Below are 20,699 nucleotides of genomic sequence, written 5' to 3' on the forward strand. Positions count from 1 at the left end.
CATCTCGCCCGGAGCATTTTGATTGCGTCAAAACACGCAAGGCCGTTTTTCGGTGTGCTGGCCTGGACGCGAAGCGCAAATCTAAAGGGTTTATTGACGAACCGTACCGATCGGGGGCTGGAAGCGCGAAGCCATGAGCGTGCGACAGTTCGCAGTTGCAAAATCGGGCAGCTCGCGGCCTCGACTTGGAACCGCTTCTATAACATATGCAGTTGTTTAGACAGCCGAAGTTCGCTTGCGCGGTGCAGCGAAACTCAGCATGGGGCAAGCGAGCATGGACGCGCGAACCGAGCATTTCGACACCGCCGTCGCGGCGTCGTCGAAGGCATTGAGCCCGGGCCAGATCCGTCTCGTCCTGATCGCGCTGGCGATGGGCGGGTTCGCTATCGGAACTTCCGAGTTCGCGGCCATGAGCCTGTTGCCGTACTTCGCGGCGACGTTCGGGATCACGGAGCCCACCGCGGGACACGCGATCAGCGCCTACGCCTTGGGCGTGGTCGTCGGTGCGCCGGTGATTGCGGTGCTCGCCGCCAAGTGGCCGCGGCGAAAACTGCTTCTGGCGCTGATGGCCTGCTTTGCGGTCGCCAACGTGCTGACGGCGTGCTCGCCGACGTACGGGATGATGGTCGCGTTTCGCTTCTTGAGTGGCCTGCCGCATGGCGCCTACTTCGGCGTGGCGATGCTGGTCGCGGCCTCGCTGGTGCCGCCCAATGCGCGCGCGCAGGCGGCTTCGCGCGTATTGATCGGCCTTACGATCGCGACGATCATCGGTGTGCCCGCGGCGACGTGGATGGGACAGGTGCTCGGCTGGCGCGTCGGCTTCGGGATCGTCGGGCTGCTGGCATCGCTGACGATATTCCTGGTCTGGACGTTCGTGCCGGCAGACCGGCCCGTCGAAGGCGCCAGCATGATGCGGGAACTCGGCGCGCTCAAACGTCCGCAGGTGTGGCTGACACTTGCCATCGGCGCGATCGGTTTCGGCGGAATGTTTGCCGTCTATTCGTATCTGGCATCGACGCTGATGGAAGTGACGCACGTCGAGCCTTATGTCGTGCCGATCGTGCTGGTGTTCTTCGGGCTCGGCATGACGATCGGGACATTCGTCTGCGCCTGGCTGGCGGACCGAGCGCTGATGGCGACGGCGGGCGGGCTTTTAGTCTGGAGCGCGATCTGGCTGACCGTCTATCCGTTTGCGACCGGAAACATCTATGCGGTAACTGCGGTCGTATTCATGATCGGATGCGGCGGCGGGCTCGGTGTGGCGCTGCAGACGCGGCTGATGGATGTCGCCGAAGACGCGCAGACGCTCGCGGCATCGCTCAATCACAGTGCCTTCAATACGGCAAACGCCATCGGCCCGTGGCTCGGTGGGCTTGCAATCGCGCACGGCTTTGGCTGGAGTTCGACGGGTTTCGTCGGCGCCGCACTGGCAATCGGAGGCTTGCTGTTCTGGGCAATCTCGCTGGCGACGGACTCAAACACGCGAGAGGCTGCCTCGGAGCTCCGTTCGCAACCTGCGCCGGGCGAATAATTTTTTCCGTCATGCCGACGAAGAGCCTGCCCCGGCGAAGGCCGGGGTCGGCACCCAGACAATCCTCAACGCTACGAATGGCCAAACGTGACTGGATCCCGGCCTTCGCCGGGATGACGGAATGTGAAGCGCCGTTCGCCACAGGTCGGTGATCGGCGCTTTCAATCAGTTCATATGCCAGCCGTGGCTGACGATGATGCTTTCGCCGGTCAGCGCGGTGGTCGGGAACGCGGCGAGGAAGAGGGCGACCTCGGCGATATCGGTCACCATCGTGAATTGCTTGTCGACGGTCTCGCCGAGCATCACTTCCTTGATGACGCGCTCTTCGGTGATGCCGAGTTCGTGCGCCTGCTCGGGGATTTGCTTGTCGACGAGCGGCGTGCGCACGAAGCCGGGGCAGATGACGTTGGAGCGGACGCCGTATTTCGCGCCTTCCTTCGACATCACGCGGCCAAGGCCGAGGATTGCGTGCTTGGCGGCGACGTAGGCCGACTTCAGGGGCGAGGCTTCGTGGCTGTGCACGGAGCCCATGTAGATCAAAGCGCCGGACTTCTGCGGATACATATATTTGACGCACGCCTTGGTGGTGAGAAAGGCGCCGTCGACGTGGATCGCCATGATCTTCTTCCAATCGGAATAGGGAAAATCCTCGATCGGATGGACGATCTGGATGCCGGCGTTAGAGACGAGAATATCGATCGTGCCGAAAGCCTTGGCTGTCGCGTCGGCGCCGGCGTTGACCTGTTCTTCATTCGAGACGTCCATGGCGACGGCGATGGCTTCCTTCTCGCCGCCGAGTTCCTTGGCGGCCGCCTTTGCGGCGTCGAGGTTCAGGTCGGCGATGGCAACGCGTCCGCCAGCTTCGACGTAGCGGCGCGCGATCTGGTGGCCGATGCCGCTTGCCGCGCCCGTGATCAGTGCAACCTTGCCGTCGAGTTTCATGGGGCGTCTCCTTGCTATTTCGTATCGAGATAATCGTAGACGACCTTGCCGAGGCCCAAAGTGAGATCAGCAAGAATATGCGTGGCCGAGATGATTTCACGGACGGGGAGATCCGCGACAGGCGCAAGCGCATGGGGCCGCAAATCGAGCGCGCCGGGACCGGTCCATGCACCCTTGATGTTGACGTCTTCGAGCCTGTAGTCGACGAGTTCCAGAATGCGCGGGCTGCCGTCGACGTGCGGGATGATCTTCAGGAGGTAGTTCGGCACCGCGAGCGATTTGGCGACGGCGGCGGTATCAATGGCCTTGTGCTTGAAGCCCATCGTGCCGGTCGCGATGCGGACGCTGCCGTAATCGAGCGTGCCGACGAGCGTATCGATGTCGGGGCCGAGCTTGGGCGTCGCGTATTTCTTAGGGAAACCCCAAAGCTCGCGGCCACCGAAGATCGGCGGCCCGTCGTTCAAAAACATCGCATGCGTATAGCCGCCCTCGATGCCGTTGAACTTGACGGGAATGACCTGGCCGGATTCGGTGTAATCGCCAAAGCCGGTTGAATCCGGCATGCGGATGAATTCGTATTTGACGATCGGGTCGTCGAAGGTGAGCGGTTCGGGAACGACCTTTTCGAGGGCTTCGCGGTCGGTGCGGTAGGCGATGATGAGATATTCGCGATTGACGAAACGATAGGGACCAGGAGGGAAGGCGGGACTCGTGAGCGGCATCGCGAAGGCGCGTTTCTTGACGTCCGCAATTTTCATGGGTGTTTCTCCGGGGGTGTGTGCGGCATCAGCTCTTTCGTCAGGTCGAGCACCAGCAGTCCGTCTTCCGGCGTTTGGCGATTGATCCAGGCGGGGTTGCTTAGGGAGCGTTCAACGTCATCGCTGCCCGCGCGCCAATGTTCGTTGATGGTGTAGCGGGAGAACTCGTAATCGTTCGACTGCGTGGAATAGACGGCGCGACGATGGATCAGATGAACGATCGTGATCGCCGCGTTGCAGCTGTGCGATGCCAGCAGCTTCCAGTCGAACGTCGATTTGATCTCTTCGGACAGGATGGTGTCGAGGCGCCGGACAGCGCGGCGCAACGACTGGATGAGCTTGGAGTAATCGGTGTTGAGCCGCGTCCGGCTGGAATAGCGGATTTCCTTTTCGCGCGTCTGCACGTCGAAAAGCGTTTCAGGGATTGTGCCCATCGCGCTGAAAAGATCGACCTGGAAAATGACCATGTCGGTGCGCGGGATGCCGCCATCGAGGACATATTGCAGTGGCGTGTTCGAGACGATGCCGCCATCCCAGTAGAGATTGCCGCCGATTTCGACGGGCGGAAAGCCGGGCGGCAGGGCGCCGCTCGCCATGATGTGTTCCGGGATGATCCGTTCATTGCCGCTGTCGAAATAGACCTGGTTTCCGGTGGCGACTTCGACGGCGCCGACGCTGAAGCGCATTTTTCCCGAATTGAGCAGGTCGAAATCGACAAGCTCGAGAAGGGTCTTCTTCAGAGGGCTGGTGTCGTAGATGCTGATGGCTTGCATCGTTCCCGGCGGCATGATGACGGCGGGCGGATAGCGCGGGTCGAAGAAGCCGGGCGCTCCGGTCGAGGCGACGAGAGCGGCGCTCGCCTCATTGAAGATTTTGCGCGAGGCATTGTCCGTCGCAATTGGCGGCAGAAGCAAATGGCTCGAGACGCGATCCCAGAATTCACGCAGGCGCTTCACGCGCCGCTCGGGCGGATTGCCGGCAATGAGCGCGGAATTGATGGCGCCGATCGAAATGCCCGCGATCCATTCCGGTTCGTGGCCGGCGGCAGCGAGCGCTTCATAGGCTCCGGCCTGATAGGCACCGAGCGCGCCGCCGCCTTGCAGGACGAGAACGGTTTTCTCGCTGCTCTTTGCCGCGCTGCCGTTTGGCTGGGCCATTGTCTATCTACCAAGCTGGGGGTGGCTATGGTGACGTGGAGGCACCGGGGCCTCGTGTGTTTGCAGGCACTGCTGCAATGCAGCAGATCGCGATCGAGCGCAAGAGGGCGAATTTCCGGCTTTGCTAAACGTCTCGTAACCGAGTGCACGAAATTTGATGAAAGAATTGCGTCAGTGGCCGCCGGCACCGGCGGGAACGGCTGCCGGTTTGCGCATCAGCAGCGTGCAGAATCCGGCGACGGCAAAGAGCACTGTCAGCGCCAGAAAGAGATCGGCGAACGAAAGCACGTTCGCCTGATTGCGAACGATCATCGCGAGCTTCTTCAGCGCCGCCATATCGCCATCGGCCTGCATGGCTTGGGTGAAGCTCTGCTGCATCGTGGCGAGACGTTCTTCGGCAATGGGATGGCCCCACGAGACCTGCTCGTGCAAGCGTGCGAGATGCAAGTCGAGCCGCTTGTTCAGAAGCGTGTTGATGATTGCGAGGCCGACGGCGCCGCCGAGGTTTCGTGTGAGATTGAAAAGTCCCGAGGCGTTCTTGATCTGCTCGGGTGGCAGCGTGCCGAGCGACAGGTTCGTGATCGGGACCATGCACAGCATCAGCGACGATCCGCGCAGGATTTGAGGGATCAGAAGCTCCCAGAAATCCCAATCGGATGTGATGAACGACGCGATGTAAGTGCCAAGCGCGAAGCCGATGAAGCCGATGAACATCATGATGCGTGGATCGACTTTGCCCGCGAGGCGGCCGCTGATCGGGGCGGTGAGGAACATGGCGGCGCCGGTGACGAACATCGTCTGGCCGATCATCAGCGAGTCGTAGCCGCGCACCTGTCCGAGAAAGACGGGGTAGACGTAGGTCAGGCCGTAAAGGCCGATACCCATCGTGAAGCTGAACGCCGAGCCGAAGGCGAAGTTGCGATCTTTGAATGCACGGAGCTGGACGATCGGCTCTGCTGCGGTGAAGGCCCGCCAGAAGAAAACGACGGCGCCGACGACGGTCAGCACGGCGAACGTGGCGATCGTCTGATCGTCGAGCCAGTCGTAGCGGGGGCCTTCCTCAAGCACGTATTCGAGCGAACCCAAAAACATCGCCATGCCGATCAGGCCGACATAGTCGAAGCGGTCGAGCAGGGCGTAATTCGGCTTGTCGAAATCGACCAGGATGAAAACAGCGGCGGCGACGAGAATTCCCGGCACGACGTTGATGAGAAAGAGCCAGTGCCAGGAGTAGGTGTCGGTCAGATAGCCGCCGACGGTCGGCCCGATGGTCGGGGCGAGCGTCGCGACGAGTCCGATGATAGGGGAGACGATGTTCTGCTTGGAGCGGGGAAACAGCGTGAAGGCGACCGCAAAGACGCTCGGGATCATGCCGCCGCCGATGAATCCCTGAATGGCGCGGTAGATGATCATCTCGTTGATGGAGGTCGCGGTGGCGCAAAGCGCGCTCGCTGCGGTGAAGCCTATCGCGGCGGTGGTGAAGAGAGCGCGAGTCGAGAATACGCGTGAGAGGAACCCGGACAGCGGAATCATCACGACTTCGGCGATGAGGTAGGAGGTCTGAACCCACGCAATTTCGTCGGCGCTGGCGGAAATGCCGGCTTGGATTTCCTGCAGCGATGCCGACACGATCTGGATGTCGAGGATCGCCATGAACATGCCGAAGACCATGGCGAGGAAGCCCGCGAGCTGGCGCGGCGTGACGCCGATCCATTCGAGCTTCCTCGGTTCATCCGAAAATGTCGTCGTAATCGTCATGGCGGTTCGCCAGGATTTTCCCGAATGCAGGTTGTTCTGCCGAGCTAGTCTTTCGCGGCTTGGCCGGAGGCGGCGTGGGTCTCAGGCGTCGTGCGCGTGTCGATGCTGACGACGACCGAAAGGCCCGGACGCAGACTGCCGTTCGATTGCGAGGCCGGGATGGCGATGCGGACCGGCACGCGCTGCACGATCTTGGTGAAGTTGCCCGTCGCGTTCTCCGGGGGGAGCAGCGAGAATTGCGAGCCTGATGCGGGTGAAACGCTTTCGACGGTGCCTTGCAACGTTTTGCCATCGAGGGCGTCGACCTTCACAGTCGCGGTCTGGCCGGCGGCGATCGGCGGAAGCTGCGTTTCCTTGAAGTTCGCGTCGACGAAGACCTTGTCGAGCGGCACGACAGCCATCAGACGCTTGCCGGGCGTGACATAGTCTCCGACCTGAACGCCGCCGCGGTTGCCGACGACGCCGTCGAAGGGCGCACGGATGGTGGTGAAGGACAAATCACGCTCGGCCTGACTGACAGCGACGCGCAATTCGTTGGCAAGCTTCTCGGCCTGATCACGCTGGGCGTGGAGCATCGCGATGTTGGCGTCGGCAGACTGAATGGCTGCTTCGTTTGCTCTCACCTGGGCGGTGGCCGAGTCGCGGGCGGCAATGGCGGCGTCGAGCGTGGATTTCGACGCGTAGTCCTTGGCGGTCAAGGCGTCCGTACGCTCGAAGTCGGCCTGCGTCTTGACGACGTTCGCCTTCGCGGCATCGAGCTGGGCGCGTGCCTGCGCAGCGGCGGCTTCGGCCGATTTGATCTGCGCATCAAAAGTCTTGATGACGGCCATCTGCGTCGCAAGCTTCGACTGCGCCTGATCGAGCGCGAGCTGGTAGTCACCCTTGTCGAGCTGAACGAGAACCTGATCCTGCTTGACGGCCTGGTTGTCGACGACGGGGACGTCGGTGACGATGGCCGAAACCTTCGGCGAAATGATCGACATGTATGCGCCGACATAGGCGTCGTCGGTCGAGACCATGAAGCGGCCAACGGTGATATAATTGTAAGCAAAGTACGCGGCGGCCATCAGTGCCAGCGCGCCGATGCCCATGAAGATCGATTTACGGCGTGAACCGATCTGCGCCGGAGTCGTCTTGGCGGGCGCTTCTGAGCCGCGCTCGCGTGCCGTTGCGGGAGAAGCAGCAGGCTTGAACTCCGGCGACTCGGCTTTCGGCGTCGCGTCACCCGTCGTTCCCGGCTGCTTTTCCAGAACGGTTCTGACGGCAGACATCGGCGCGCGCCTGTCGTCGCTGATGGAGGGATCAACATCAGCCGCAGTATTCGGCCGGAATTTAGGAACGGTGTTCAAATTATTTTTGCCCATCACGCCCACCTCGTACAGGAGTTAACAGCGCTGAACTGAACCGTATAGTTCAATTTAAGCTTGACATACAGCGTTCAAAAGGGGATATCAAGTGGAAACTGAACTGTTCGGTTCATTTTTACAAGGTATTAAGCTGAACCCGGGGTTTGAATCGGGTAAGGATGGACGTCATGGAAGGTTCTCAATTCACGCGCCCAAAGCGGAAAGAGGATCGGCGCGGCGGTCGGCCGGCAGCCGGGACCGATCCCGCCAAGCGGCGGCAGATTCTGGAAGGCGCAGGGCGCATCTTCTCCGAGCTCGGCTTCGATGCCACGAGCATGAGCGATGTGGCGCGCACGGCGCAGGTGTCGAAAGCGACGCTTTACGTCTACTTCCAGGATAAAGAGCATCTTTTCACGGCGATCTGCGCTGAGCAGCGCGACCGAAAAGTTGCCGAGAAGATCGCGTTGCTCGATATCAATCTACCCATTGCGGACGTATTGATGCGCTTTGGCGCGGAAATGATGACCACGATGTCTCAGCCGTTCGTCGTGTCGGCGCATCGCATCGTCATCGGCGTTGCCGAGCGAATGCCGGAAATCGGATCGGAGTTCTACGAGGCCGGACCGGTCCGCGTGATCGGGGCGGTCGCGAATTTTCTCGACCATCATGTTCAGGCGGGACGACTGAACATTCCCGATACGCGTCTGGCGGCGGCGCAGTTCCTGGAAGTGATCCAGGGCGGCAGCTTCAAAGCGCGCCTCTATGGCGTCCTGAAAGAACCGCTGTCGCCGGAGGAGATCGAAAAGATCGTGGGCTCCGGCGTGAGGCTGTTCATGAAGGGATATGCGACCGCGGGCTGATACCGCGGCGACGTCCTTGCTCGTCCTCGGGACAAGCCCGAGAATGACATTCGCCACCGATCAGGCGACGCTTTCTTCCGCTCCCCTCTCGGCGAAATCGAGATCGCTCCACTCGGTCGGGACACCGGCGATGGCGCGCCAGTCCGGCAAGTTGGCGAGTGTCGGATCGATATAGGTGTGGTGCCAGAGCTGGGTTGCGAGCACCGCGACAAGGCCAAGCTCACCCGATTGGCGCTGATACCCCCACCACGAGAGATCCTTATATTCGGCGCGCCACTTGGCAACCGCCTTGGCGTCGAAGTAGCCCGCCTTCTTGATCAACTCTTCGCTCAAGAGTTCGTCGACGTAAGGCAGGCGCTGGTCGAGGAAGAAGCCGTCGAGCGGCGCGCGGAACATGCCCTTGGGCCGCCAGGCGACGGACTTCGGCAGCCACTTCTCGGCGACGCGACGGAGCAGATACTTTTCCGTCAATCCATGCAGCTTCCACTTCGGGTCGATGCCGGCGAGGAAGTCGAAGACGTTGTTGTCGAGGAACGGATAGCGCATCTCGACCGACTGGCTCATCGCGATGCGATCGCCTTTGAGGCTCAAGAGCTGGCCGGGCAGGTGAATCTTTCCAGCCCAGAACACGGCGCGGTTCACCGGGTGCCATTTGGCCGCCCTGGTGCAGTCGGGATCGATTGCGAGATAGGGCGAATATTCGCTGCCGAAGCTCGCGCGCATCGCAGGGCTATAGAAGCGGGAACGCGAGGCGCCGAGAAGATCGTAGAACCGCTGGAACGCGTGCATTCCGCCTGAAGTTTTGGCGCAATTGTCGAGATAGGCATCGGCCTCGTCGTCGCAACCGAGCCAGTGATGGAAGAAGCGCGTCATCTTCGGAGGCAGCGTGCCGGCCGAACCTTTGCCGATCCACTCGATCAAGCGTTGGAATTTGTACCAGGGGTAGCCCGCGAGCCATTCGTCGGAGCCTTCGCCCGTCAGCGCGACCTTAAAGCCTTTTTCGTGCACCTTACCGGCGAGCATCATCAAGGCGGTGCAGGAGGTGTCCGTCACCGGGGCTTCGGTCGCCACGAGGAGGCGCTGATAGTTCGAGACGATCTCTTCCGATCCGCAGGCGACGACATAGGGGTCGGCGGACAGGTGTTTTGAAATGACTGCCGCCTGCTCGGTTTCGTCGAGCTTGGGATCGCGGATCTTGACGGTGAAAGTCGCGGGGGCGGCGCCGAGAATATCTTTCGCCATGGCGACGACAGTGCTGGAATCCACGCCGCCGGAAAGATAGGAGGCGACCGGCACGTCGGCACGCAGACGGCGCTTTACGGAATCGTAGAGAACGCGTTCGAAATCGTTGACGAGCTTTTCCTCATCGGCAAAGCGCGTTTCCTTCCCCATGTCGGGGAAATCCATCTGCCAATAGGTGCGCTCGTCGATGGTCGCGTCTTCGCCGATGCGGCCACGCGAAATCGTCAGGAACTTGCCGGGCGGCAGACTATTGATGCCTTCAAAACAGCTCGCCGGACCCGGGATGGCGAGGAAGTTGAAGAGCGCATCGATACCGCGGCGGTCGGGCTTTGGCTCGACGAGGCCGGTGGCGAGAATGGTCTTGATCTCGGAACCGAAGATCAGCCAATCGGTGCCGAAGCGGGTGGTGCGCGTCCAGTACAGCGGACAGATGCCGAAGCGGTCGCGTGCAAGCACGAATTTCTGGCTGCGCTCATCGAAGAGGGCAACGGCGAACTGGCCGTTGAACTTCTCGAACATGTCGTTGCCGTACTGCTCCCACATGTGCGGGAAGAGTTCGGTGTCGCAATGGGTCGTCAGCGTGTGGCCGAGGCCGCGAAGGTGCTCGCGCCAATCCCCGTGGTCGAAGATCTCGCCGTTGAAGATGGCGGTGATGGATTTGTCTTCGTTGAACACCGGCTGCTGACCGTCGGCGAGACCGACGATGCTCAAGCGGCGCGAAGCGAACCCGAAGCCGGGGCGCTGAAGATAGCCGTCTTCATCCGGGCCGCGATGCAGCATCGCGTCGGCGGCGCGCTTCAAAACAGACAACGGAACCGCGCGCCGGCCCTTGAGATCGATAATTCCGAAAATGCCACACATACGTTCGTCCAATAGCTCGGCGGATGGTCAGCGGCTCTTGGCCGTCAGCCAGATATAGGGAACCAAGCGACAACTCAAACCGCCGGACGGGAGAGCTTGCCTTGATCCCGGTCGTGCGTACGACCTCAATCAGTTGCCGTGGATGATCCTATATTGCCAGTCCGGTCCGCATTGGTGGTTACCATTCGCGACAAAATCGCACGGCGCTAAAAACGGCTTTAGGCCAAGCAGCCTAAGAGAAATTCCAACTGTCGGCCGTTCAGCCGAGCCCGATGATCGCGATTCACTTTTTCGCCCGCCAAGGCCGGAAAGATGCCCCGGCACGGGGGAGAAAATTTCTTATTATTTTTTTGCGACCGCTCATTCACCACGACGCCTCGACATGAACGCGAGGCGTTCAAGAAGATGGGCGTCCTGCTCGTTCTTGATCAAAGCACCGGCAAGCGGCGGCACCAGCTTTCTGGGATCGCTTTCGCGCAGAAGCGCAGGGTCTATGTCTTCGTGCAAAAGCAACTTCAGCCAATCGAGAAGTTCGGATGTCGACGGCTTTTTCTTCAGCCCCGGAACGTCGCGGAGTTCGTAGAAGACGCGCAGCGCGTCGCTGACGAGGCGATTTTTCAAGCCGGGGAAATGCACCTCGACGATCTGGCGCATCGTTTCGGCATCGGGAAACTTGATGAAATGGAAGAAGCAGCGGCGCAGGAAGGCGTCGGGTAGCTCCTTTTCGTTGTTCGACGTGATGAGAACGATCGGGCGGGTTTCGGCTTTGATCGTCTGGCCCGTCTCGTAGACGAAGAATTCCATGCGATCGAGTTCCTGCAGCAGATCATTCGGGAACTCGATGTCGGCCTTGTCGATTTCATCGATCAGCAGCACGGAGCGTTTCGGGGCGACGAAGGCGTCCCAGAGCTTGCCGCGCTTGATGTAATTGGCGATGTCCTTGACGCGCTCGTCGCCGAGCTGGCCGTCGCGAAGGCGCGAGACGGCGTCATATTCGTAAAGACCCTGCTGCGCCTTGGTCGTCGATTTGATGTGCCATTCGATCAGCGGCGCATCGAGGGCTCTTGCAACTTCGGCCGCGAGCACCGATTTGCCGGTGCCCGGTTCTCCCTTGATCAGGAGCGGGCGCTCGAGGCGGATGGCGGCGTTGACCGCGACCTTGAGGTCGGGCGTTGCGACGTATGCCGAGGTTCCTTCGAAGTTCATGGCGTGTGTCTTGGAAGGCTTCGGGCGGGCGAGCAAGGTGACCTAAGCGCACCCCCGGCTGGCGGAGTGTCGGAGCGGGAGGCAGGCGCCGGTGATCGATTGTTCGTGTATGTGATTGTTTTCAATATGAAAAACGACATGATGTGGAATTTAACATGGCTTCGTCTCGCGCTTGACTCGGAGGCCGTCGCGCATAGATAAGGGGCGGCCGAATGAGGGCCGACTTGCGGTAGGATTTTCGGCGGAGGATGACCGGATCTAGCGAACTCAGCCTCTGGAGAGGCGGACGATGAGCAAGGCGACCGAAACGAAGGCTGCGAAATCAAAAGCGGCTTCTAAAAAGCCCGCTCCGAAAGCCGGCGGCCCCAAGAACGGGGTCAAGGTCGGTGCGTCGTCGGCCGGGGCGGCCAAGACCGGCAAAGCCACAAAGGTGGCGGCAGCGAACATCAAGGTGGCGAAGACCGCCGTAAAGACAGCGACGGGGAAGAGCGCTTCGGGCGTTAGCAAGGCACCTGTTGCCAGCGCAAGTCCGGCGAAGGCCGCGGCGCGAACACTTGCTGTCGCCAAGCCGACAGCTTCGAAAAAGTCAGAGGGTACGAATAAGAAGATGGCAGCTCGCGTAAAGATTGCCGATATCGTTCTTCCGCCGGGCTACAAGCCCTCGGAAGGCGAGCCGTTCATGAACGACATGCACAAGGCTTACTTCCGCAAGCGTCTTCTGGAGTGGAAGGACGAGATTCTGCGCCAGACGCGCGAGACGCTGGCCATTCTGCACGAAGATTCCGCGCAGCATGCCGATCTTGCAGACCGCGCGACGTCGGAAACGGATCGGGCGACGGAACTCAGGACGCGGGACCGGCAACGCAAGCTGATCGCCAAGATCGATGCGGCGCTCGGCCGGATCGAGGACGGCTCTTACGGCTATTGCGAAGATACCGGCGAGCCGATCGGCCTCAAGCGTCTCGATGCGCGTCCGATAGCGACGCTGTCGGTGGAAGCGCAGGAGCGGCACGAGCGCCGCGAACGCGTCTATCGCGAAGAGTAGCAATCTCCGGGGCCACGTCCGTGTCCCGGTCCGGAACGTGTTTTCACGGCTCGTTAATGGATTTGCCCGACACTCGTCGGCGCTCCTGTTAGAGGGGTGCGCAGATGGGGCGTTGTCATGGTTCGTAAGCAGATGCTGGCGGCCTTATTGGCCGGGATCGCAGCCGTCACGGCGCAGGAAGCTTGCGCTGAACAGCTTGGCGCGAAGACCAGTGTCGTTTCCGGACCCAAGGTCGATCGCGCGGGCATGATGAAATCGGCAACTGCCCGTTTTTCCGATCTACAAGGCGGCCGGGCGCAGGTTGCGAGCGCGACACGCCGGCTCGATCTCAGCAAGCTGACGATGGCCGATTTCGGCGACGTCGAGCCGGGGCGCTGACGGTCTATCGGATCAGCGTTCGCGCGTGCCGATCAACGGCGCGGGCTCACTGACATTGCCACTTACATTGCTGAACAGCGGGGCGCGACGCACCGGCGGAACATCATTCGGCGTAACGGCTGCCGGTACGGGGCGCGCCATTGTAGCTATGCCGGTTTCGACGACGACGTCGACGGGACCACCCGTCAGCAGCAGATGTTCGACATCATCACGGCGGATCAGGATCAGTTTGCGCCGTCCGTCGATATTGGCGTGATCGATGACTTCCAGGCGACGTTCGCCTTTGGGCCGGAAGAAAAGCGCGGCCGGTGACGTTCCCGTCAGATAGGCGCGCGCGAATACCGTTCCGCCGGCGACGAGCACCGCCAGAACTCCGAGCAGGGCCGTCCAGAAAAAATAGTTTTCCATTTGCTTTGCCTCGCCGCGCTGGGTTCGCCGGGATGTGCCGATATCGTTCGCCCGTCAATGGTTCGATAGCGCCTAGTTGACCCCATGTTAACCCTCTTGAGTGAAGTGTTAGCCAATCGAGTCCCGCCGCACCGTTGCGGCACAGTTGCAGTTGCGTTTGAGTTCCATATCCATGCCCCAATCCGACGCTTCGATTTTCGAGAATCAGCTAGATTCTCGGCCCATGAAGGATCGCGAGGCGTTGAGGATCGATACCGCCCCGATCGATCCGCTGAACTCAGCGGAAGGGTTCGGCGGTCTCCTCCCCATGATCATTATCGCGGCTGCGGGCGGCGCAGTTTTGTTCGGGCTGCTGGCCAGCGGTTCCGGCGAACCGCTGCTTTTGACGGTCATCGCGCTGCTGGCGATGTTCGGCACCTTTATGCTCTTTGCGATTGCTGCCGGGCACGTCCGCTTCGGCGCTCGCGTGGTGGCGGGCGATCTGCTCAAGGCGGCGACGGATGCCGGCGAAGAGCCGCAGATCATCGCGGAAGCCGACGGCACCGTTCTTTACGTCAACGACGCGGCGGAAAAAGTTCTCGGGCGGCACGAGGCGGGGCCGTTCTCGGCACTCGAAGCTGCGCTTTCAGGTGATGCAGAGGGCATGCAGGCCTTCTTCCGGCTGACGCGTGCCGCCGGTCGCGGCGAGGCGCTGCGCGAAGACGTGCGCTTGCGGCTCGGCACCGGGCGCGAACTGACGTGGGCGCGCATCACGGTTCAGCCGTTCTCGCCGCCTGACGAAATTTCGGATTTCGGGTCCCGCCGCCAACGCCTCGTGTCGTGGCAGATCAACGACGTGACGGCGGAGAAGAGCGGCGAAGCCGAACGCATCGACAAGCTCGAATCCGATATCGCCGCGTTCGACGCCATGCCCGCCGGATTCATGTGGGTTGCCGCCGATGGTGCGATCGTCCACGTCAACGCCGCATTCGAGCGGTGGCTGGGCTATCCGACCGGAGGCCTGCGCTCGCGCGCTCTCGGTCTTGCTTCGCTCGCGGGAGTGGAAGGGCTTCGCTTGCTCAAGCACATGGCGACCATTCCGGAGGCCGATCAGCGCATCATCGATCTCGATCTGACGCGTCACGACAGCCGCATCGTCGCTTTGACGTTGCTCGTCGAGCCGATCGGGGCGCAGGCGGACCAAGGCTTCACGATCACGGCGATCAACCGGCAGACGACAGGGCTTGTCGATCGCGGCCAGCAGGACGTGCGTGCTTCGCAATTCTTCCAGTCGGCGCCGTTCGGGATCGCGGCGCTCGATGCCGAGGGCCGCATCGCCAACTGCAACACCGCGTTCATGCAGATGGTGCTCGACGGCAAACCGGCCCAAGACGTGCTCGCCGCCGAGGCGCTGAGCCGGACAGCGGAGCCCGAAGAGCGCGTGCAGATCGATGCCGGACTGGCCGAAGTTTTGGCGGGGCGCGGCAACATCCAGCCAATCGAAATCACGGCAGGCGAAAACAGGCAGTTCACGCGCCGGATCTACATGTCGCCGCTCGCCGCCGTTCAGGGCGGGGCCGCCGCGGCGCTCTACGTCATGGACGCGACCGAGCAGAAGACGCTCGAGAGCCGCGTGGCGCAGGCGCAAAAAATGGAAGCGGTCGGTAATCTTGCGGGCGGCATAGCGCACGACTTCAACAACGTGCTGACGGCCATCATCGGCTTCTCCGATCTCTTGCTGCAGACGCACCGTCCGAGCGACCCGGCCTATCGCGACATCAAGAACATCCAGTCGGCGGCCAATCGGGCGGCGGCGCTGGTGAAGGGCCTTCTGGGCTTTTCGCGTAAGCAGACGCAGCAGGTGTCGGTATTCAATCTCGGCGACCTGACGTCCGACATGCTGCCGGTGCTGAAGACGCAATGCGGCGAGAAGATCGAGCTCAAGATCCATTCCGAGCGCGACCTCTGGTACGTGAAGGCCGACAGCGATCAGCTGTATCAGGTGATCCTCAATCTGGTTCGCAATGCCCGCGACGCGATGCCGGGCGGCGGCAAGCTTTCGATCCAGACCCGCAACGTGACCGAGCGCGAGAGCCAGAAGATGCGCGACGTCGTTGGCTTCACGCCGGGCGAATACGTGCTGGTCGAGGTCGCCGATACCGGAACGGGCATGAGCCCGGACGTGATGGCGAAGATCTTCGAGCCGTTCTTCACCACCAAGGGCGTCGGCAAGGGAACGGGTCTCGGTCTCGCGTCGGTCTACGGCATCATCAAGCAGTCGGGCGGTTTCATCCTGCCGGAGAGTGAGATCGGCAAGGGCACGAGTTTCAAGATCTTCCTGCCGCGCCATTACATCGAGGAGGGCGCCGAGGTCGATACGGCGCTGCCGCAGACGATCGCTGCCGCAAAGAAGCAGCTGACGGCAACCGATCTCACCGGCACCGGTCGCGTGCTGCTGGTCGAGGACGAAGTCGAGGTTCGGCAGTTCGCGGTTCGGGCGCTGAAGAGGCAGGGCTATCAGGTACTGGAAGCGGCCGACGGCGTCGAAGCGCTCGAGATCATGGCCGAGAATGAAGGCGAGATCGATATCGTCGTGTCGGACGTCGTCATGCCGGAGATGGATGGGCCGTCGCTGTTCAAGGAATTGCGGAAGCGCAATCCGTCGCTGAAAGTGATTTTCGTGTCGGGCTATCCGAACGAAGCTTTCCGCGAGTCGATGGGCTCGGACGATTTCGCGTTCCTGCCGAAGCCGTTCTCGCTGCCGCAGCTCGCCGCGAAGGTGAAGGAAGAGCTGGCGAAGTAGGGCTTTTTTGATGGCGCTAGGCGGCTCCTCCGAGCCCGGGCCGCTGGCTTGATCGTTTCGTCATCCCCGGCCTTCGACACAGCTCCGCCGCGCTCGGCCGGGGATGACGGTTCCGCCTTTCGCTCCGTCATGCCGACGAAGGTCGGCACCCAGACCACGAGCCGCAATCTCAATGTCGAGGCTTGGCTGGATCCCGGTCTGCGCCGGGACGACGGTGGGTCGAGACAGCACCAACTCGGTTGGAAGAGCGGAGACGCGCCATAGTTCTGGGTATGGCGCGTCTCACAGACGCGAGCCTGCCGGGGGCTTGGCCGCTCGCGATTCCATCAGCGGTTATTGGCAGGGGACGTCGATCAGGCCGTCGGCGGCGGCAGAAAATTTGTGGCAAAGCTCCGGTTGCGAAGCGACCGTGACGGTCTTCGCAGCTGTGGCGGCCGGCGGGCTGGACGTGGCCTTGGCGGGCGACGAAGCGTTTGTCGTCGGCAGCAGATCGGCTTTCTTTGCGACGTGTGCGGCTTCGGCCGATGCAGCCTGTCGCGCAGCGGCAGCCCGCTTGGCCGCTGCGGCCTTCGCTTCCGCCTGAGCTTCGGCAGCCTGCTGACGCCGTAAAGCCACCGCGCGTGCACGCTTCGCGGCTGCTGCCTTTTGTGCCGCTAGTGCGGCTTGCTCGGCCTGCGCTTCGGCAAGCTCGCGCTGCTGTTCGATTTCGAAAGCGCGTTCTCCGTGATCGCAATGATGATGATACGGCGGCTCCATCGGGCCCATGTCGTGAAAGTCATTGCGGAAGAAAGGGGAGTGGTCGTGCGCTTCGGCGGCCGAGGCAAAACCGGCGGCGACGAGCACGACGGCGGCGAAAAGTGCGGGCATCTTGGACACGGGCGTTTTCTCCAACTGCGAGGTCGGGGAAAACATCGATGAAAAGCGGCGGCGGCGCTGTAACGGGCGTGACATTCCTTGCGGTCGCCGTCGTCATTTGCGCCAAGCCGCTCGTTACCCTAACCCACCCCCCCCATCCTTCAATGGGGAGAGGGAAACGGCGGAATTTACACTTCGCCCTTGAGGCCCTTCTCGAAATACTTGTGAATGATCTTGTCCTGGTTCTCGAGCAGCCAGTCGATCGAGGGCTCGAAGTTCATCGCCTTATGGATGGCCTGCGCCGTCGCCTTGCGATGGATGTCGAACAGGATCTTGTGATCGAGCTTGTCGATGGTCGAGACGACCGGGTTCAGCCACACCGAAACAATGATGCCGAGGTCGTTGACTTTGTCTTTCGGCAGGTCGCCGGCGCGGACCGCATCGAGCACGCCCATCGCGGTTGCGTACTGAACCGTTCCCATCAGGATATTGGTGTAGCGCTCGTTGTCAACGGTCACCTTGCTGACGCAGATCGTCGGCGGCCTGACCATGACGTCGGTGTTCAAGAGCGACAGAACGCGGCTGTGGCCTTTGACCTGATCGCCAAGGAGCGTCGCGAAAGCGGTGCCGAAAGGTCCGTCCATTTCGCCGATTGCGACTTCGGGCTCCGCTGCCGTTCCCGGCGGGCCGCCCGCGACGAGGGCTTCGCCGACGCGGATGCCGAAACGCCCTGACGGGCGCGATGTACTGCTCATGTCTTTCCACCTTGCGCTCTGGTTGTCGTTCGGACGCCGAAGCCGGCGCACGACGATGCGATAAACCAGGGCAAAGGAAAACGCGCCATAAGTTCTGGTTATGGCGCGTCTCAGGGTCGCGAGGGGTGTTATTTGCAGGGCACTTCGACGAGGCCGTCGGCGACCGGCGAATATTTGCGGCAGACGTTAGGCGTGTCGGTAGCGGCCGTCTTCGTGGCGGTGACCGGCGGCTGATCGGCATCGGCGGTTTTGGTCGGCGTTGACGTGGTTGTCGTGGCCGGCGCCGTCGAGGATGCGACGGGAAGCAGATCGCCTTTGGGGGCGGCTGCAGTCGTCTTCGCAGCTTGTGCCTCGGCCGCGGCGTGAGCATCAGCTTCAGCCTGCGCAGCGGCAATCAATTTTGCGGCCGCCGCCTTCTTCTGCATAGCGAGAAGCCGCGCGCGCTTGGCTGCTGCTGCTTCTTCCGCCGCTTCCGCAGCAGCCTCGGCGGCTTGTCTGGCGCGCAAGGCTTCGAGCCTGCGGTCGCGCGAGGGTCTGGCGTAGCTTTCAACGCGGGGTGCGTTCCATTGTTCGGTGGGTGCTGCCGGCTTTCGGCCCTGGTTGCGGAAGAATGGGCTTGTATAGAAAGTACTCATCCCGGCTGCTTCGGCGTTCGAAGCGAAGGCGCTGGCTGCGATGAGAGCGGCGATAAGCGTTGTAATCTTGAGCACGGCTGCCTCCTTGGCTTGGCGATGCGAGGATCATGCGCGAAGGAAGCGGCTGGCGCTGTTTCGGGCGGAACAGGCCAGCGGTCGGTACGATATTGAGAGAAAAAAACATTGCGGCCCGCCTGTTCGAGTTGCTCGATAGCGGGCCGGGGAGCCGTTCAGTTATTTGCCATGCTTACTGGCAGGGGACGTCGATGAGGCCGTCGGCGGCGGCGGAATATCGGCGGCAGGTTTCAGTCGAGGCGGTGTCCGTGGCCGGGGTCGTCGACGAGGTTTCGATTTTGGACGTGTCGGCCGGCGCCTTTTCGACGGTCGTGGTCTGGGTCGCATCGGCCGGGGCCGAGGATGCATCCTGAGCCGACGGCAGACGGTCGCCCTTCTTCAGGACCAGCGCATCGTTGGCCTGGGTGGTAGTGGTGGCCGACTGCTGCGCGGCTTCGGCGGCGGCGATCTCCGCGGCCTTACGCTGCTGAATGGCGATCTGGCGAGCCCGTTCACGCCTTGCTGCTGCTGCGGCGGCGGCCCTCTGCTTGGCGATCATCATCTGGCGGGCCCGCTCTCTCTCGTAGGCTTCCTGGCGGCGGCGCTCTTCGGCGGCGTGAGCCATCATCGACATGGCCGCCATGCCGCCGAGGAAAAATCCCATGCGGCGGCCGGGGAATGCTTCGGCTGCGGACGTGAATGAGGTGGCGATGACGGCGATGGATATCAGAACGGCGAGGAACTTGGACACTGGAGCCTCCTTCGGCTTGGGTTGTCCGAAGATTGCCGTTTCGAGCACAAGCGCGCTGTCCCCGAGGAAACAGGCGTTGATAAGAGCATCCAGGGTCTGTTCGGATGCGTTTTCTGTGATAGGGCAAATGAAGAACAAAACGTGATTGACAGATTCGGAACAAATGGAGTACGCTTATCCTTAATTGATGGCGCGAGGCGCTTGCCATAAGGGATTGAGGGTGACGACATGGAACGGCCGGACTTGACTGTGCTCGAAGGGGGCAAAATGGATAAGAAGCAGGCGCTGGAGCAGGCACTCGCGCAGATCGACAAGACCTTCGGCAAGGGGTCGATCATGCGGCTTGGCGCCAACGAGAAGCTCGATATCGAAGCGATCTCGACCGGCTCGCTGGGGCTCGATATCGCGCTTGGCATTGGTGGTCTGCCGAAGGGGCGCATCATCGAAATCTATGGACCTGAATCGTCGGGCAAGACGACATTGGCGCTGCAAGTCGTGGCCGAAGCTCAGAAGAAGGGCGGCATCTGTGCATTCGTCGATGCCGAGCATGCGATCGATCCGGGCTACGCCAAGAAGCTCGGCGTCAGGGTCGAAGACCTGCTGATCTCGCAGCCGGATACAGGCGAGCAGGCTTTGGAAATTGCCGATACGCTGGTGCGCTCGGGCGCCGTCGATGTGCTGGTCGTCGAATTCGGTCGCGGCGCTGACGCCGAAGGCCGAACTCGAAGGCGAGATGGGCGACAGCCTGCCGGGACTGCAGGCGCGTCTGATGAGCCAGGCGCTCAGGAAGCTCACGGGTTCGATCTCGAAGTCGAACACGATGGTGATTTTCATCAACCAGATCCGCATGAAGATCGGCATCATGTTCGGCAATCCGGAGACGACGACGGGCGGCAATGCGCTGAAATTCTACGCCTCGGTGCGGCTCGACATCCGGCGCATCGGGCAGATCAAGGAGCGCGAGGAAACCGTCGGCAACCAGACGCGCGTCAAGGTCGTCAAGAACAAGGTGGCGCCGCCGTTCAAGCAGGTCGAATTCGACATCATGTACGGTGAAGGCATCTCGAAGGTCGGCGAGCTGATCGATCTCGGCGTCAAGGCCGGGCTGGTCGAGAAGTCGGGCGCGTGGCTGTCGTACAATGGCGACCGCATCGGCCAGGGCCGCGAAAACGCCAAGGCGTATTTGAAGGAAAATCCGAAGGTCGCGAACGAGCTCGAACGTGCCATCCGGGCCAACGCCGGGCTCATCGTCGAGAAGATGTTGGCGAACCCGGAATCGGGCGAAGACGACGGCGAAGAGCCCGATGAGGACGGCGTGCTGCCGGACGATTCGAGCAAGAAGGTCGCCAAGGCGAAGCGGTAAGATGGATGTCGT

Annotated in this window: 17 protein-coding genes and 1 pseudogene; 6 read left to right on the forward strand and 12 right to left on the reverse strand. The window is 61.7% G+C overall.

Translation table 11 applies throughout. The annotated features are described in order from the left end of the window. Positions 1 to 259: 259 nt before the first annotated feature. Positions 260 to 1,531, forward strand: coding sequence for an MFS transporter (locus tag QM780_RS03040; RefSeq protein ID WP_415069007.1), 1,272 nt, complete (start codon positions 260 to 262; stop codon positions 1,529 to 1,531). A gap of 165 nt (positions 1,532 to 1,696) precedes the next feature. Here the strand turns inward: QM780_RS03040 and QM780_RS03045 are convergent, their stop codons facing one another. From QM780_RS03045 to QM780_RS03065, 5 genes are all read right to left on the reverse strand, one after another. Beyond that, positions 1,697 to 2,473 carry a 3-hydroxybutyrate dehydrogenase gene (locus QM780_RS03045; RefSeq protein ID WP_415069008.1) on the reverse strand — a complete coding sequence of 259 codons (777 nt, stop codon included), beginning with the start codon at positions 2,471 to 2,473 and terminating at the stop codon, positions 1,697 to 1,699. A gap of 14 nt (positions 2,474 to 2,487) precedes the next feature. After that, the gene (locus QM780_RS03050) at positions 2,488 to 3,231 is read right to left on the reverse strand and encodes an acetoacetate decarboxylase (protein ID WP_415069009.1); all 744 of its coding nucleotides are present in this window, start codon (positions 3,229 to 3,231) and stop codon (positions 2,488 to 2,490) included. Then, entirely contained in the window at positions 3,228 to 4,388 is a 1,161-nt protein-coding gene (locus QM780_RS03055) for a DUF3734 domain-containing protein (protein ID WP_415069010.1), read from the reverse strand. Before QM780_RS03055 ends, QM780_RS03050 begins: the two co-directional genes overlap by 4 nt. Before the next feature lie 171 nt (positions 4,389 to 4,559). Then, positions 4,560 to 6,146, reverse strand: a complete 1,587-nt coding sequence (locus QM780_RS03060; RefSeq protein WP_415069011.1) for a DHA2 family efflux MFS transporter permease subunit — start codon at positions 6,144 to 6,146, stop codon at positions 4,560 to 4,562. Positions 6,147 to 6,190: 44 nt separating this feature from the next. Continuing rightward, positions 6,191 to 7,417, reverse strand: coding sequence for an HlyD family secretion protein (locus QM780_RS03065; RefSeq protein ID WP_415069012.1), 1,227 nt, complete (start codon positions 7,415 to 7,417; stop codon positions 6,191 to 6,193). 263 nt (positions 7,418 to 7,680) lie between these two features. On the opposite strand from QM780_RS03065, the gene QM780_RS03070 reads away from it, so the two are divergent. Then, complete coding sequence (locus QM780_RS03070) at positions 7,681 to 8,352, forward strand: TetR/AcrR family transcriptional regulator (protein ID WP_415069013.1); 672 nt, start codon at positions 7,681 to 7,683, stop codon at positions 8,350 to 8,352. 60 nt (positions 8,353 to 8,412) lie between these two features. On the opposite strand, the gene asnB is transcribed toward QM780_RS03070, so the two are convergent. Both asnB and QM780_RS03080 read right to left on the reverse strand, forming a co-directional pair. Beyond that, on the reverse strand, positions 8,413 to 10,455 hold the full coding sequence (gene asnB, locus QM780_RS03075; protein ID WP_415069014.1) for an asparagine synthase (glutamine-hydrolyzing): 2,043 nt from the start codon (positions 10,453 to 10,455) through the stop codon (positions 8,413 to 8,415). Positions 10,456 to 10,815: 360 nt separating this feature from the next. Further along, entirely contained in the window at positions 10,816 to 11,661 is an 846-nt protein-coding gene (locus QM780_RS03080) for an AAA family ATPase (RefSeq protein ID WP_415069015.1), read from the reverse strand. 289 nt (positions 11,662 to 11,950) lie between these two features. On the opposite strand from QM780_RS03080, the gene dksA reads away from it, so the two are divergent. Together dksA and QM780_RS03090 are read left to right on the forward strand one after the other, a co-directional pair. Next, a complete protein-coding gene (gene dksA, locus QM780_RS03085) occupies positions 11,951 to 12,706 on the forward strand; it encodes an RNA polymerase-binding protein DksA (protein ID WP_415069016.1) in 756 nt (251 codons plus the stop codon). Between the two features lie 117 nt (positions 12,707 to 12,823). Continuing rightward, positions 12,824 to 13,084 carry a hypothetical protein gene (locus QM780_RS03090; protein WP_415069017.1) on the forward strand — a complete coding sequence of 87 codons (261 nt, stop codon included), beginning with the start codon at positions 12,824 to 12,826 and terminating at the stop codon, positions 13,082 to 13,084. 12 nt (positions 13,085 to 13,096) lie between these two features. On the opposite strand, the gene QM780_RS03095 is transcribed toward QM780_RS03090, so the two are convergent. After that, a complete protein-coding gene (locus QM780_RS03095) occupies positions 13,097 to 13,492 on the reverse strand; it encodes a hypothetical protein (RefSeq protein WP_415069018.1) in 396 nt (131 codons plus the stop codon). A 223-nt stretch (positions 13,493 to 13,715) separates the two neighbouring features. Here QM780_RS03095 and QM780_RS03100 point away from each other — a divergent pair, with 223 nt between their 5' ends. Continuing rightward, positions 13,716 to 16,274 carry a response regulator gene (locus QM780_RS03100; protein WP_415069019.1) on the forward strand — a complete coding sequence of 853 codons (2,559 nt, stop codon included), beginning with the start codon at positions 13,716 to 13,718 and terminating at the stop codon, positions 16,272 to 16,274. Positions 16,275 to 16,607: 333 nt separating this feature from the next. On the opposite strand, the gene QM780_RS03105 is transcribed toward QM780_RS03100, so the two are convergent. The 4 genes from QM780_RS03105 to QM780_RS03120 all read right to left on the reverse strand — a co-directional run bounded on the left by QM780_RS03105 (position 16,608) and on the right by QM780_RS03120 (position 19,324). Next, the gene (locus tag QM780_RS03105) at positions 16,608 to 17,150 is read right to left on the reverse strand and encodes a hypothetical protein (protein WP_415069020.1); all 543 of its coding nucleotides are present in this window, start codon (positions 17,148 to 17,150) and stop codon (positions 16,608 to 16,610) included. A gap of 167 nt (positions 17,151 to 17,317) precedes the next feature. Next, positions 17,318 to 17,884, reverse strand: coding sequence for a formaldehyde-activating enzyme (locus tag QM780_RS03110; RefSeq protein WP_415069021.1), 567 nt, complete (start codon positions 17,882 to 17,884; stop codon positions 17,318 to 17,320). 128 nt (positions 17,885 to 18,012) lie between these two features. Beyond that, a complete protein-coding gene (locus tag QM780_RS03115) occupies positions 18,013 to 18,594 on the reverse strand; it encodes a hypothetical protein (protein WP_415069022.1) in 582 nt (193 codons plus the stop codon). A 172-nt stretch (positions 18,595 to 18,766) separates the two neighbouring features. Continuing rightward, positions 18,767 to 19,324: a hypothetical protein gene (locus tag QM780_RS03120; RefSeq protein WP_415069023.1), complete on the reverse strand. Its 558-nt coding sequence runs from the start codon at positions 19,322 to 19,324 to the stop codon at positions 18,767 to 18,769. A 228-nt stretch (positions 19,325 to 19,552) separates the two neighbouring features. Between QM780_RS03120 and recA the strand changes: the two are divergent. After that, positions 19,553 to 20,687: pseudogene (gene recA, locus QM780_RS03125) on the forward strand (recombinase RecA). Positions 20,688 to 20,699 lie beyond the last annotated feature (12 nt).

Source organism: Hyphomicrobium sp., assembly GCF_047600905.1.
Taxonomy (GTDB): Bacteria; Pseudomonadota; Alphaproteobacteria; order Rhizobiales; family Hyphomicrobiaceae; genus Hyphomicrobium_B.

Excerpts from the sequence above, each read along its gene's own strand:
- asnB (WP_415069014.1), bottom strand. The coding sequence starts at position 10,455 with ATGTGTGGCATTTTCGGAATTATCGATCTCAAGGGCCGGCGCGCGGTT.
- QM780_RS03040 (WP_415069007.1), top strand. The coding sequence starts at position 260 with ATGGGGCAAGCGAGCATGGACGCGCGAACCGAGCATTTCGACACCGCC.
- QM780_RS03080 (WP_415069015.1), bottom strand. The coding sequence starts at position 11,661 with ATGAACTTCGAAGGAACCTCGGCATACGTCGCAACGCCCGACCTCAAG.
- QM780_RS03070 (WP_415069013.1), top strand. The coding sequence starts at position 7,681 with ATGGAAGGTTCTCAATTCACGCGCCCAAAGCGGAAAGAGGATCGGCGC.
- QM780_RS03095 (WP_415069018.1), bottom strand. The coding sequence starts at position 13,492 with ATGGAAAACTATTTTTTCTGGACGGCCCTGCTCGGAGTTCTGGCGGTG.
- QM780_RS03060 (WP_415069011.1), bottom strand. The coding sequence starts at position 6,146 with ATGACGATTACGACGACATTTTCGGATGAACCGAGGAAGCTCGAATGG.
- QM780_RS03100 (WP_415069019.1), top strand. The coding sequence starts at position 13,716 with ATGAAGGATCGCGAGGCGTTGAGGATCGATACCGCCCCGATCGATCCG.
- QM780_RS03065 (WP_415069012.1), bottom strand. The coding sequence starts at position 7,417 with ATGTCTGCCGTCAGAACCGTTCTGGAAAAGCAGCCGGGAACGACGGGT.
- QM780_RS03090 (WP_415069017.1), top strand. The coding sequence starts at position 12,824 with ATGGTTCGTAAGCAGATGCTGGCGGCCTTATTGGCCGGGATCGCAGCC.
- QM780_RS03055 (WP_415069010.1), bottom strand. The coding sequence starts at position 4,388 with ATGGCCCAGCCAAACGGCAGCGCGGCAAAGAGCAGCGAGAAAACCGTT.
- QM780_RS03045 (WP_415069008.1), bottom strand. The coding sequence starts at position 2,473 with ATGAAACTCGACGGCAAGGTTGCACTGATCACGGGCGCGGCAAGCGGC.
- QM780_RS03110 (WP_415069021.1), bottom strand. The coding sequence starts at position 17,884 with ATGAGCAGTACATCGCGCCCGTCAGGGCGTTTCGGCATCCGCGTCGGC.
- QM780_RS03050 (WP_415069009.1), bottom strand. The coding sequence starts at position 3,231 with ATGAAAATTGCGGACGTCAAGAAACGCGCCTTCGCGATGCCGCTCACG.
- dksA (WP_415069016.1), top strand. The coding sequence starts at position 11,951 with ATGAGCAAGGCGACCGAAACGAAGGCTGCGAAATCAAAAGCGGCTTCT.